We start from the raw sequence: 13,514 nt of genomic DNA on the forward strand, positions 1-13,514 counted from the left end.
GTCGCTGATCGGGCAAGCTGACCGATCAGCGTCTGCACTTTCCGTCAGCCAGTGACCGCTTTGATCGCGGCATGAATCTCGGAGTTCTCGCGCTTCTGACCGCTTTTCTCCTCGACATGTGCCCATCGCACCACGCCTGCCTGGTCAATCAGGAAGTATGAACGCACGGCGACGAGGGTGTCTTCACGCATCACACCAAAGCCTCGAGATGCCGCACGCCTGAAGTCAGACAAGAGGTGCACTTTCATGTCATACTTGTTGCGAAACTCCTTGAGGGATGGGACCGCATCTACACTGATTGGAAGGACTTCCACGCCTTCGGCGCCAAAGACATCGAAGTCTTCGCTGAACCCGCACAGTTCCGCGGTACAGGTACTGGTGAACGCCAATGGAAAGAATGCCACCAGCACCAGCGACTGTCCGCGAAAACTGGACAATGTCACATTTATTCCGGCGGTTGACCACAAGTTGAAATCTGGCGCGATATCGCCGACTCTGATTGGGTTGATGGCTGCCGTTGTCATGTCGTCGCGGGAGTAATGGTTTCTGACGCTCTCGGACCGAGCCGTCGCGAAGTTTCAACAATATAGAGCATGGCCGACAGTCCGCCTGATTTGAGCGCGCGTTACCGCCTCATGACAAGTGGATACACCCTGAGGTGCGCGGCGCCGTCGGCATCGCTCTGTCTCACGAAGATCTCGTTGCTGCCAAAGCTGATGATCTGGAGCGGGCGCTCACCCTCTTTCGGAGCGGGAATTACCAGACGGCCGACCAAGGTGCCCTTTGCATCAAACAGGGTCCAACCGTCGGCCGACGGGTAGGTCGTCGCGTAGTCCTGGATCCAAAGCTGTCCGGCCGGATCCACCTGAATATCCCGATACGTCGGCCAATGAGTGGCGTGAGGGAGACTGCGCATCCGGTCGAGGCGTTTCGTTACTTCTGACTCCGGCGTGTTGCGTGGTATCGTCGAACGGAATCGCTGTTCGACCTCGCTACTCGAAATGGCGGCGCCCACGTCGGCGCTCCGGACGATGCTCAACAACTTCCCCGTGGCACTGAAGACGCGCACTTCGCTGGTTCGCGGATCGCCCCAGTACATGCGTTGACCAGATACGACCACCGTAGGAGCGCTCTGCGTCACCATGTCGAACGTTCCAGCATCGAAATCGCCAATCCGATTCACCGGCGTGCCATCTACGCGCACCCTTGTCAATCGCATGGTGGCCGGCATTCCGGGCGCGCTGTTGAGCGACTTGTTCAACACCACGGTTCCGTCATCGAAGCACCCGCTGAACGGAGGCGAACCCAGCGAGTCCTGGGGAAAGGTGCGCACCGCTGAACCGGCTCCGGTGAGAACGGCCACGCGACGGCTATTGGCATCGTTCACGACAAGCGTGTCGCAACGCGTACGACAAATCGACGTGATGTATGTGAACTCCTCCGGCCCCTTCCCCTTCCTCCCCGCGATCGTCAGTCGTTTGCCTTTGCTGTCAAATACGTGCACTCGAACCTCGTCGATCACCGCCAGACCCTGATTCGAGAGCCACGCGCCTCGCAGGTACCCTTGGTTCGGGTTGAACTCCATATCCGGATTCTGTTCAAGCCCCCCCACGTCGAATCGCGCCACAGGGCCGAGCGTGTACAGCACCCGTGCCGTGGCCCGCGCTGAATTCTCGACAATCCGCACGCCGGCGCTGTCCCGAGATTTCGGCGCCTGAGCGTGCGCGATGGATGCGGTGGCGCCGATGGCCAGAAGCAGGGCGACCGCCTCAGAGCTTGCACGCCACATTTTCATGCCTCCTCGAGTGGGAAATGCACGCACGCCGTCGGAGAACCGGCCAAGCGCACGCGCCGGTGCGCCGAGCGGCCACGGTTGATCGTGCGGGTAGCACTTCCAGCCGGGGCCGGGTCGAGTATATGGCGTGGTCCCCGACACCGCGAGGACATGAGGAAGGCGGCCGAGACGGCACGGGCTGAGACCGAAAGCGGGCCACCAAAATTCTTGGTGGCCCGCTATTGGTTCTCCGTTTCCCCAAACAGGCAAATCGAGTGGAGCGTGTCGGGATCGAACCGACGACCCCCGCCTTGCAAAGGCGGTGCTCTCCCAGCTGAGCTAACGCCCCGTCACTGCGGCACGACGACCGGGATCGTCGTGCCGATACCACCAATCTACTCGTGCGCCGGCAGCGGCTCCATGGTGCGGGCATCCACCGGCACCTGCACTTCGTCCCGGAACGGTGAGGTCATCATGAACACACGCATGACCGGGAAGGCATCCATGAAGGCGGCGTAACACAGTCCCCACACGCCCAGGTAGCCCAGCGTGATGCCGACCTCCCAGATGCCGTAGGGAAGGCTGGCGGCCTCGCCGTAGATGGACGGATACACCTCGATGTAGCTATGCAGGTAGACGCCAATCAGGCTGCAGATGGCGAACACCACGAACGTGGGCAGGTACACCTTGGCCGCCTTCGAGATCAGGCCAAAGAACGGCAGCACGAAGCCAAAAATCGGGATGAGCGCCGTCACCGGCTTCCACACGCCCATCAGTCGCAGGCGATAGAAGAACGTTTCTTCGGGCATGTTGCCGTACCAGATCACCAGATACTGGCTGAAGCTGATGTAACCGAAGAACGCTGTGAACGCGAAGCCCAACTTGCCCAGATCCCAGAAGTGGTCGATGGTGACCAGGTCCTTCATGCCGAGGTGGTTGCGCCACCACATGCCCAGCAGCGCCACCGCCATGATCATGTTCACCCACCCGCCCATGAACACAATCCAGGCGTACATGGTCTGCTGGAAGTGCAGTGACAGGGTCATGGAGTAGTCCCACGCCATCACGCACCATCCCAGCACGAAGGTCATGCACACGGCGATGGCCACCTTGCCCTGCAGCGAGTGTTGCGAGTGCAGCTCGCGGCGCTCATCACCAAAGCCGGCCCGCATTTTGGCCCGCAGCCCCGCCGCCCACTTGGCGCCGTATTCCGGCATGACCGCCACGTCCAGCCGCACCGAGTTCCAGACAAACCACAGCTGCAGCACCGTGATCAGGCCGAAAATCAGGATGCCGCGGGCGAGGAAGAAACCAGGTGCCAGATAGGTGGCCTTCTCCTGCACCGTGATGGCTTCCCGGCCGGCCCAGGTGAAGATGTGCTCTTTACCGAACAGGAGGATCACCAGCAGAATCACGAACGCAACGGGCACGAACGCCACGAAGCCCTCGGCGAAGCGCACGATGGGTCGCGACCAGCGTCCCGTGACGATGCGCTGCACAGCCGCGAACGCCGTGCCAGCCGTGCTGATGACGGTGAAGTAGAGCCAGTTGAAGTGCAACGCATGCCACGCGCGCTCCTGACCGGTGAAGACACCGCCCAGGAAGGTGACCAACCCGATCAGCGCCAGCACCGCGAAGAGCGTCTTGAGCCCCTTGGGGAACGGCTTGTTGACCAGGCGTCGCGCGAATTCCTCGCGCGTCGGGTAGTGATAGTGCTGACTCACTCCGGCTTCTCCTTGCTCGCCGCGCCTTCAGGGGCTTTAATTTCCGCGCCCTTGAAGGTGGCCGAGTTGATGTTCAACGAGCCACGTGTGGGCACCACCGTGGGGTGCGCAAACCGCGACGGCACCGTGGGAGCGGTCTGCGACGGGCCGGGCACCGTGGTTCCGTTCTCGCCGGGCATGCCGGCCATCGTGGTATCTGCGGTACCGGCCTGCAGCGCCTTCACGTAGTTGGCAACGTCCCACCGGTCCGCTTCTTCAACGCGGTTGTAGGTGGGCATGACGCCACGACCATTCCGAATGATGCCGTAGATGTATCCCACCGTTCTCGTCTTCGCGAGGTCCGTGAGGAGGCTGGGCGCAAACGCGTAGCCAGCGTTGACGCGCTTGAGACCCCCGTTGGCATCTCCGGCATATCCGTGGCACACCGCGCAATTGATCTGATACTCCAGTCGGCCGTTGGCCAACGACCGCGCATCGGCCGCGAAGGGACTGGGGATTGCCGCGAACGAATCCGTCGTCACCGGGAGCGCCGAGTATGAAATCCCGTAGGCCGTCCCCGACGTCCCCTGCATCGGCACGCTGTACTTCGGCTGCCCGCGCGGCGGCGTGGTGGTGTCGCTGACGTTCTGCGATACCGGCTCCCACGGCTCAATGGCCGGCTGACGTTTGAAGTCGGTGAACCAGGTGCAGGCACCAAACGCGATCGGCAACATGGCAATCGCCGCGACGCGCATCACACGCGTCGCCATTTCCACGATAGGGGTGGACTCAGTCTTCACGTCGCACCTCCACCGCGCCATGCTGACGCAACAGCGCTTCGGCCTGTCCGGCTCTTGCCGTATCACAGGCGATGAAGATGCCAAAGTGTCCAGCCGAAAAGCGCACGTCATATCCGGTGGTGGTCGTCAGGCGCGGAATGCGCGAGTTGATGAACATGCCGGCCACCGTGGACAGGGCGCCGACCAGCACCATCACCTCGAAGCCGATGATCGTGTAGGGAATCCACGACGCGATCGCCTTGCCGCCGGTGACCAGCGGCCAGTACTCCGAACTCCAGATGGCGATCCAGTAACCGAAGCTGACGCCGAGCAACCCGCCAATCAGTGTGAAGCGACGCACCACGCTGTTGGGGCCGTCGATGGCGTGGTCGATTTCATGACGAATGGTCGGCGAGTACACCGTGACATCGCCGATTCGCTTCTTCTTGAGGTCTTCGATGGCCGCGACGGCCGTATCGAGTTCCCGAAAGGCACCGAGAACGCCTTGCATCAGTCGTGCTCCCCGGGCGTTGCCGTCCCGTATGGATCGTGATGTCCGGACGTGTCGATACCATGCGCATGGGCAAACTTGTTGCGCGGCACGACGATCTCCTTGAGTTCGGCAATCGCCATGATCGGCAACTGCTTGACGAACAGCAGGAACCACATGAAGAACCAGCCGAACGAACCAACCAGGATCGACATGTCGATCCAACTGGGCTGGTAGCTGCCCCACTGCCACGGCTCGAATTCGTGCGACAGCGACGGCACCACGATCACAAAGCGCTCCGAACCACATGCCCAGATTGATGAACAGACTGAGCACGAACAGCCAGGTCGGGTTGCGGCGCAGCTTCTGCGACCACAGCGACATGGGGAGCGCCATGTTGCACAGCAACATGATCCAGGCCGCCCACCACCACTGGCCGAATACGCGATTCCAGAAGAACTCCTGCTCGGCACGGACGCCGCTGTACCACGCCACGAAGAACTCGATCATGTAGGCGCAGCCCACCACCATCGAGGTGAACAGCACGACCTTGGCCGTGGCGTCAAGATGGTTGAGCGTGATGTAGTGCTCGAGCTTGAACCACTTCCGCATGGGGATCGCAATCGTCCACACCATCGCGAAGCCGGAGAAAATGGCGCCGGCCACGAAGTACGGCGGGAAGATGGACGCATGCCAGCCCGGCGTGAGTGCCATGGCAAAGTCGAAGGAAACGACCGAGTGCACGGACAACACCAGCGGTGTGCTGAAGGCGGCCAGGAACAGGTACGCCTTCGCGAAATGCCGCCACTCACGATCGCTGTTGCGCCAGCCCAGCGACAGGATGCTGAGAATCCGCTTGCGCGTGGGGTTGGTTTCCTTGTCGCGGATGGCCGCGATGTCGGGGATCAAGCCGATGAACAGGAACGTCGTGGAAATGGTGAGGTACGTGGATATGGCAAACACGTCCCATACCAGCGGCGACTTGAAGTTGGGCAACAGCAAGCGCCAGTTGGGATACGGCACCAACCAGAAGAACTTCCACGGGCGACCAATGTGGATGATCGGGAACAACCCGGCGGTCATGACGGCGAACACGGTCATCGCTTCGGCCGCGCGATAGATCGAGGTTCGGAATCCCGCGCGGAACAGGTACAGGATGGCGGAAATGAGCGTTCCCGCGTGACCGATACCGACCCAGAAGACGAACGTGATGATGTACGTCCCCCACATCACCGGCGGCTCGTAGCCAGCCTGTCCGAGTCCCCAGTAGATCTGGTACAGCCAGGCCGAGACGCCGATCAGGAATCCGAGGACGGCGATGGACAGCCCGAAGAACCACTGCTTGGTGAAACCCAGGGTCGCAATGATCTCGCGATCGACCTGTTCATAATCACGGACCGCGGGAAGCTGGACGTCGGCCGACGCGATGTTCGGCCCACGAATGCCTTCACGCACCGGCTTTGCGGAGGTTGCCATGCGCGATGCCCTCAGGCCTTCGCCGGGGAGGCCGGCGCCGGATAGGAGACTTTCTTGAGATAGACCACCGCCGTGTACGTGTTCAGTTCTTCGAACACGTGATAGGCGCGGCGATCGTAGGCGAGTTTGGAGACGCTCCAGTTTTCATCGGCCGCATCGCCAAAGATGATGGCGCGCGACGGACAGGCCTGGGCGCAAGCGGTCGTGAACTCATCCGCCTTGACCGCGCGTCCTTCGGCCTTGGCACGGCCCTCGGACTCACGGATGCGTTGCACGCAGAACGAGCACTTTTCCATGACGCCCTTGCCGCGCACCGTCACGTCGGGATTGAGCGACCAGTGCATGGGCTCCGGCCACGCATATTGCTTGCGTTCCGGTTCGCCATACCCGAACCAGTTGAAATAGCGCACCTTGTACGGGCAGTTGTTGCTGCAGTACCGCGTGCCCACGCAACGATTGTACACCTGCACGTTCAACCCGTCCGGCGAGTGATACGTGGCGTACACCGGGCACACCGGCTCGCACGGCGCGTTGCCGCAGTGCTGGCACATCATCGGCACAAAGCGCGTTTCGAAATCGGCCGAGAATTCATTCTCCGAATTCTCGTTGCCCTCGTAGTAGCGCTCGAGACGAAGCCAGGCCATCTCGCGGCCCTTGATGATATTCGCCCCGGGACGCTCGTCCCACACCGACGGACTGAGCGCGCGGCCCTGATAGGGCGCACCAACCGTCGGGATGTTGTTCTCGCTGTAGCACGCCGTCACGCAGGCCGAACAGCCCGTGCATCGCGCCAGATCGATGGTCATCGCCCAGCGGCGATGTTCCATGCCCGACGAATGGGCCGGATCGTACATGCCGGTGCTCTTCGCCTTGGGGTTCGCGAATTCGCCCTGCGCATCGGCCGCCACCGGGGCCTTGAGACCCGGCAGGAATTCCTGCGATGGCATCCCCGGAATGTTGTGGTGCTCGGCTTCATCGCCACCGCCGCCGATCAAGTCGGCCAGCGTGATGGCCTGCCCGATGCCGCGACCATGCTGGCGTGCCGAACCTTCCGTGGTGACCAGCTGCGATACGGCGTCACCAACCGTGACTTTGCCTTTGGTGACCGACAGCGCCAGACCGCCCGCTGTATCCCAACCCTGCGGCAACAAGTCATACGCGTTCACGCCGATGTTCTGCGCGAACCGTCCGTACGCGGTATGCCCTTGACCCAGCGCGATGGCCACCGTGTCAGGACGCACCCCCATGTAGCGATACACCGGGGCCGTGATCTTTCCGGCCGAGGTCTCTACGGTGAGATGTTGCCCTTCACGCAACCCGAGCTTCTTGAACGTCTGCGGATGCACTTCCACCCACGACTGCCAGGCCAGCTTGGTGACCGGATCGGGGAGTTCCTGCAACCACGGCTTATTCGCGCCGCGCCCATCGCCCAGTGTGGCTGACGGATACACATGCACGAAGTACTCACCACTGGTGCTGGCCAGCAGTGGCGCCGGTGACACACCCGTCGGCGCACCCTTGGCCGTGGCCGCCACGAGCGGGCCACCGGACACAAACGGCTTGGTGAGCGCGGCCGACAATGCCGACGCACCACCGGGGAACTTCGCCGAATACCACGTGCGATAGTCCGCCACATTGTATCGCGAGGCCAGCGCCGCGTCTTTCTTGGCCAGCTCGATGAGCACGTTGGCCGTCGCCTTGGAATCGAACACACCATCGAGCGTGGGCTGCTGCAGGCTGATCTGCCCCGCCGCCGACTGTGCATCGCCCCAGCTTTCCAGCCAGTGATGATCCGGCAACACGAGATCGCACATCGCGCTCGTTTCGTCGGGCATGCTGCTGAACGACACCTTGAACGGCACCTTTGCGAACGCGGCCGCGAATCCGGCCGACTTGGGCGTGGTGTACACCGGATTGGCGTGACGCACAAAGGCGAGCGGCACCGTGCCAGCCGCCATGCGCTGCGCGGCCGCTGCGACTTCCGCGTACGACGACATTCCGGCGTACCCCGTATGCGCACTCGCCGGCTTGATCGTGACGCCCACGCTACCGCCCTTCTTGTTGATCTCGGCGACCATCGTTCCGCACCAACCGCGTTCATCGAGGTCACACCGCAAATCGCCATCACGCCACTGCCCGCGCCCTTGATGGCTGCCGCCAGCGCTTCGATCGTGGCGGCCGGCACACCGGACGCCTCTGAGGCCGCAGCCACGGCGCCCTGACCGATCAGCGCCGCGCACAATGCCATCTCGCTGCCCGGCTTCGACGCGATCCATTGATCGGCATTCAATCCGGTCAGCGAACGACGCGCCCCGATGTACACCAGCGTGGGTGCCCCCTCCAGCTTGGCGCGGGCATCGGCCCAGTCGAGTTGCTGCGGCACCGCATGACCCCAGCCATCCAGGAAGTCCGCCCCGAAGCTGACGACCAACTTGGCCGCCGAGAAGTCGAGTGCCGGCCAGGCGGCGCCGTATGCCTTCTGATTGGCGGCAATCGTGGCCGCCGGTGCCATCGAATCCACACTCAGGTGCGCCGGCATGCCGTTGGCCGACAGCCACTGGTCGAGAAATCCAGGAAACGTGCCGGTCTCGTGCTGATTGATGAACACGACGTTGCCGGCGCCTTTGCTCTTCGCCTCGCCAAGCTTGGTGGCCAACAGCTCGTAGGCTTTCGCCCACGTGGTCGGCTTGAGGGCAGCGCCCTCGCGAATCATTGGCGAGCGGTACCGATCGGGATTGTACAACCCCTGCACCGCCGACAATCCCGCCGCGCAGATGGCGCCACGATTGAGCGGATGATCGGGATTGCCCTCCAGCTTGATCGGGCGGCCATCTCGAACCTCGGCCATGACCCCACACGCGGACGCGCACTCGCGACAGGTGGTCGCGTAGTACTGCGACACGCCGGGCACGGTGTTGTCAGGCGACGTCACGTACGGGATCAGCTTCTCCACGCGTTCAGAGGAGCAGCCCGCCACCGCGGTCGTCGCGCCAGTGGCGCCAAGTATCTTGAGGAAGTCCCGGCGTTTCACGCCAGTCCCCGTTTCAGTGCTCATGCAGTCACTCCGCTCCGGGCGGCTGCACGGACCTGACGACGCGCACGATGCGCACCACCGGCCCGCGGTCGAGGGTCAGTAATGGCAGACGGCGCAATCGTAACGCGCCTTCTTCGGCGGCATCGCTTCCAACTCCGGCGTGACCTTCAGGCCGGCCGCCTTGGCACCGTCCGCCGGCTTGTAGCCGTTCACATGGCAGTTGACACACCATCCCATGTTGAGCGACTTGGACTGCTGCACCGGCACGTAGTTGGTGTCCGGGCCCTGCTTGCCCTGGGCCGGGATATCGCCGTGACACGTTTGGCAGGTGACACCGGCGTTGACGTGGCGGAAGTGCGGGAACTGGACATAGTCCGGTACCTTGTGCACGCGATTCCAGGGAATGGGCAGGCCCTTCGCCGCATAATTGGCAACCTTCTTGATCTCTACCGAACCGGCCTTGACGATCAAGTGGCAGCCCATGCAGGTCTGCACCGAGGCATTGCCAGGGTCGGCCGCCTTGTTGGCCGCGCTATGGCAGTACAGACAATTCATGCCGGCCTTCACGACGTGCGGGCCGTGGACGAACTTCACAGGCTGTTCGACGCGCAAACCCTGCGACGACGAGGCGCCGCTGTAGGCGGACAACAGGGCTGCCGCCGTGGCGAGCGCGAGAAACCCTGGAATTACCGTCCACTTCTTCTTGACCGTCATCTGCTTGGGCCGGGAAGGCGAGAGATGGAACGAACACGACGACCGCAGAACACGCTCGTCGAACGACTATCGCTTTCAAAGGTGCCACGTCGACCAACAACTTACCGGCGCGCAGCGTAAGTCGGTGTCCGAACGGTTTTTGCAAGCGCGAAGTATGCCCGGCACTGTATTTGTACGCAAGTGCGAGAGAGCAAGGCCACCGCCCGTCCAGCGCCCTTGGCGCGCGGACTTCATCGGACGCATAAATCCCGGCGAAATTGACGGCGCCTCAGGGCATTCGACCCGCAGCGGCTGCCGCGGCCGCACGCGCCACGATGGCCGCTCCATCGGACAGGCCCTCAACGGCCACCCGCCCGCGCAGCTCGTCCGGAAGGAGCTCAACCAAGGACCGGGCCTGCTGGGTGAGACGCAGCGGCCACCACGAACTCCACACCATTCGCGACAGCCCCACGGTGCGCACCAGGTGGGCGAAATGGTCCTCGGGTGGGCCCCAGAGCCAATGGAAGTCGTAGAACACGCCCGACTGTTCGTCGGGGGTCAACCCCCAGTGCGTTTCCTCAATCAATTCGCGGCTGGCGCCTCCGACAACCAGCACCGCGGTCTGCCCCCCGGCCGCCCGGCGCGCCATCCCCCGCAGTGTGGCCGCCGGGACATCGCCCGCACTATCCATCGGGTGCCGCTGGCGCAGATCCTCGAAGCGCATGGTGACGTGGATGGCGATTCCCCGAGCGGCACAGGCGTGACTCAACTCTGACAACGCCGGGTGTCGCGGCCCGAGTCCCCATTGGGCGGGATAGACACGGACCGCCGGTGCCCCTTCGTCCTGTGCGTCTTGCAGTTGGCGCTCCCATCCTGGCCAGTCCGGTCGAACGATTGGTGCCGGCTGTAGCACCGCCCGGTGCGGTTTGAGCGCCGCGTACAGGGCACGATTGGACGGCACGGGATCACGATGGAACGCGCCGGGGAGATGACCGACCCAGGCCCCCGCGAAGCCTTCTCGCTCCAACACACGTACAAGGATCTCCGGCTCGGGGTGCGGCACCTCCCGAAACGGATACGGGCCAATCCACGCCGTCACGTCGATCGGGCGGTGTGCCGATGCAGTGAGGTTCGCACTCACGGGACAATCTCCGTGCGGAGTACGGCATCGAACGAACCCGGCGGGAAGATCCGCACCGCATTCCCCCATCGCATCGAGGCGATTTCCTCGGCCGTGGCGCCAGTCTGCTCGAGGGCGCGAAGTTTGGTGAGTCCGGTGCACAGCGTGAGATCGGCCGCCCACAGCAGGCGCGACGCGCCAATACTGTGCAGCGCCTCGTCCATCATACCGCGGTCGATGCCACTCCCGGAGAGATCCATCACGATGTTGCGCTGTTCGCGCACGGCCGGATACGTGTGCGCCCAGTCGCCCCCGCCGCCGATGTGCGCCAGCAGAAAGGTCACGTGCGGATGTCGCGACGCGAGTCGTGCGAGATCGAGTCCGTCTGACGCGTCCTGATTGGGCCAGTCGCGCCGACGATGCTGCCAGACGTGGTGCAGCACCGGCACGCCATAGTGGGCAGCGGCCGCGGCGATCTCGTCGAGCAGCACATCATCGGCCCGGCGTCCCGCCGCCAACTTGATACCAATCGCACCGCGACGCATGCCCACCGCAATCTCCTGCAGCGCGTGCGCCGTGAAATTCGGATTGACGGCCACGTACGCGCGCACCAGCGGTCCCTGCTGCTCCGCATAGTCCAGCATCCACGCATTGGCTCGGGTTTGATCGTCCGGCGACGCAAAATAGGTCGGCGACGAGTGCCCCCAGGATCCCAGAACCGATGCCACGTGTGCGCGGACGCCAATTGTTGCCCCCGCCTCAAGACGTGACGTGTTGTACCGCACCCAATCGGACCGGTTGGTGTGCGGCGAATGGAAGTGCGCGTGGACATCGAGAAGCGGTGGCAGAACACGGTTCACGGTTCACACCTCGCTTCGACGAGGGCCTGGCATGAGCGTCTGCATGACGCCCGGGATGGCCTGCGCCACCAGATCGAGCGCCTGCTGGTCGTGCGCGACGGCGCCGAACTGGTACGCGCCGCGTTTCAGGAGCACCCCCGCATGCGCCGCGGCCGCAACGAGTGCATCCAGCGATTCGCTCACGTCAGCCGCCAATCGCCACATCGCGGGCGGACCATCCACCCGCACGCCCACCCACGGCGATTCGTCCAGGGCCGCGCCAACCATGGCCTGCAGCATGCCGCCGGCGTGAGCCATGCGCAGCGGTACATCAACCCGATCGTGCCAGGTGCATACCGCCTGCGCTGCGGCCAATCCACTCGAATCGGTGGCCGCCGTGGACGAGATCCACGTGCTCGACGCGTGTTCCATGATACCGGAGCGGCCGACCACGGCCGCGAGCGGAAATCCGTTGGCCATCGCCTTCCCCAGCGTCGTGAGGTCAGGAATGACCCCCAGCAGTTCCTGCACACCACCGGTGCGGATGCGGAAAGCCGTCTTGATCTCGTCGAACACCAGCACGGCGCCGAACCGGTCGCACGCGGTTCTCGCCGCCGTCAACCACGCGACTGGCGCAATATCATGGACCAGTGGTTCGACGATCAGCGCCGCGAGTCCGGCCCCCTGTTGTGCCACCGCCGCTTCCAGCGCCGGCACGTCGCCAAACGGCACCCACGAGATATCGGCCTTCACGGCGTCGGGGACGCCGAGGGCATCGCTGCACCAGTCCAGCCATCCGAAATACCCGCAGGCGATGACGTGCGTGCGTCCGGTGGCGGCCCGCGCGATGCGAATGGCCGCCGCCGTCGCTTCCGCGCCGGTGCGCAGAAATCGTACCTGCTCGGCGCAGGGGATCAGCTCGACGAGGCGTTCCGCCACTTCGACCTCGAGCCGGTGCGGCAACGCCGCCACATTGCCGGCCGCTATCGTTGACTGTACCGCCCGCGTCACCGCCGTATCGGCGTATCCAATACCGACGGCACCCAGCGCCATGGTGCAGTCCACGAATCGTCGACCGTCCGGCGTCCAGACCAGACAGCCTTCCGCCCGCTCGAAGTGCGTGGGCAACGCGGCATCATGGGCGCGGCTGCCGTACAACGCGTCCGGTCGCTTGCTCCCCGTGGACGTTCCACCCGGAATGACATCGGACGCGCGCGTCCGCCAATCTGAGCCGTCCCCACCGGTGAACGGAATGGCGAATGTCACGCGCGAGGCTCCTGATCCGGCAACGCCGAGACCCCGGCCAGCGCGGTCGCCACGGCGCGGCGCGACTCACGCTCGATGGTGCGCAGCACTTCGATGGCGGCGGTGCGCACCAGCAACAACTCGCGCGCATCGGGCGCGGCCCGAAAGATCAACGAGCGCACGCTTCGCATGATCAGTTCGGGATTGCGTGTCTTGAAGTACGCGATGGCATTGAGTGCCTCGGTCGCATCGGCAAACGTCTGTTCATACTCCTGCATGGTGGGTGTACCGGCCGCATGCTTCGGACCGCCAAGACGCTTTGTGACGTCACCGGCTTGCAGATGCAACTCGTACAGCGCCA

12 protein-coding genes, 1 tRNA gene and 1 pseudogene are annotated in these 13,514 nt (G+C 63.7%); all 14 read right to left on the reverse strand.

Annotation, left to right across the window (positions count from 1 at the left end):
- Positions 1-44: 44 nt before the first annotated feature.
- Positions 45-524 carry a redoxin domain-containing protein gene (locus tag IPP90_18810; protein MBL0172716.1) on the reverse strand — a complete coding sequence of 160 codons (480 nt, stop codon included), beginning with the start codon at positions 522-524 and terminating at the stop codon, positions 45-47.
- A gap of 101 nt (positions 525-625) precedes the next feature.
- A complete protein-coding gene (locus IPP90_18815) occupies positions 626-1,789 on the reverse strand; it encodes a hypothetical protein (GenBank protein MBL0172717.1) in 1,164 nt (387 codons plus the stop codon).
- A 261-nt stretch (positions 1,790-2,050) separates the two neighbouring features.
- Positions 2,051-2,123 (reverse strand) — tRNA-Ala (locus tag IPP90_18820).
- A 46-nt stretch (positions 2,124-2,169) separates the two neighbouring features.
- On the reverse strand, positions 2,170-3,498 hold the full coding sequence (locus IPP90_18825; GenBank protein ID MBL0172718.1) for a hypothetical protein: 1,329 nt from the start codon (positions 3,496-3,498) through the stop codon (positions 2,170-2,172).
- A complete protein-coding gene (locus tag IPP90_18830) occupies positions 3,495-4,277 on the reverse strand; it encodes a cytochrome c (protein MBL0172719.1) in 783 nt (260 codons plus the stop codon). The genes IPP90_18825 and IPP90_18830 overlap by 4 nt, the downstream gene beginning before the upstream one ends.
- Positions 4,267-4,767 (reverse strand): DUF3341 domain-containing protein, encoded by a 501-nt coding sequence (locus tag IPP90_18835; protein ID MBL0172720.1) that lies wholly within the window; start codon positions 4,765-4,767, stop codon positions 4,267-4,269. The genes IPP90_18830 and IPP90_18835 overlap by 11 nt, the downstream gene beginning before the upstream one ends.
- Positions 4,767-6,222: pseudogene (gene nrfD / locus IPP90_18840) on the reverse strand (polysulfide reductase NrfD). The gene IPP90_18835 and the pseudogene nrfD overlap by 1 nt, the downstream one beginning before the upstream one ends.
- An 11-nt stretch (positions 6,223-6,233) precedes the next feature.
- Entirely contained in the window at positions 6,234-7,469 is a 1,236-nt protein-coding gene (locus IPP90_18845) for a 4Fe-4S dicluster domain-containing protein (GenBank protein ID MBL0172721.1), read from the reverse strand.
- A gap of 41 nt (positions 7,470-7,510) precedes the next feature.
- Positions 7,511-9,277, reverse strand: a complete 1,767-nt coding sequence (locus IPP90_18850) for a twin-arginine translocation signal domain-containing protein (GenBank protein MBL0172722.1) — start codon at positions 9,275-9,277, stop codon at positions 7,511-7,513.
- A gap of 75 nt (positions 9,278-9,352) precedes the next feature.
- Positions 9,353-9,970 (reverse strand): cytochrome c3 family protein, encoded by a 618-nt coding sequence (locus IPP90_18855; GenBank protein ID MBL0172723.1) that lies wholly within the window; start codon positions 9,968-9,970, stop codon positions 9,353-9,355.
- Between the two features lie 268 nt (positions 9,971-10,238).
- The gene (locus IPP90_18860; GenBank protein MBL0172724.1) at positions 10,239-11,090 is read right to left on the reverse strand and encodes a hypothetical protein; all 852 of its coding nucleotides are present in this window, start codon (positions 11,088-11,090) and stop codon (positions 10,239-10,241) included.
- Entirely contained in the window at positions 11,087-11,929 is an 843-nt protein-coding gene (locus tag IPP90_18865; GenBank protein MBL0172725.1) for an amidohydrolase family protein, read from the reverse strand. Before IPP90_18865 ends, IPP90_18860 begins: the two co-directional genes overlap by 4 nt.
- A 3-nt stretch (positions 11,930-11,932) precedes the next feature.
- Complete coding sequence (locus IPP90_18870) at positions 11,933-13,174, reverse strand: aminotransferase class III-fold pyridoxal phosphate-dependent enzyme (protein ID MBL0172726.1); 1,242 nt, start codon at positions 13,172-13,174, stop codon at positions 11,933-11,935.
- A partial coding sequence (locus IPP90_18875) for a hypothetical protein (protein MBL0172727.1) occupies positions 13,171-13,514 on the reverse strand: 344 nt, incomplete at its 5' end. The genes IPP90_18875 and IPP90_18870, both read right to left, overlap by 4 nt.

The organism is Gemmatimonadaceae bacterium, assembly GCA_016720905.1.
Classification (GTDB): Bacteria; Gemmatimonadota; Gemmatimonadetes; order Gemmatimonadales; family Gemmatimonadaceae; genus Gemmatimonas.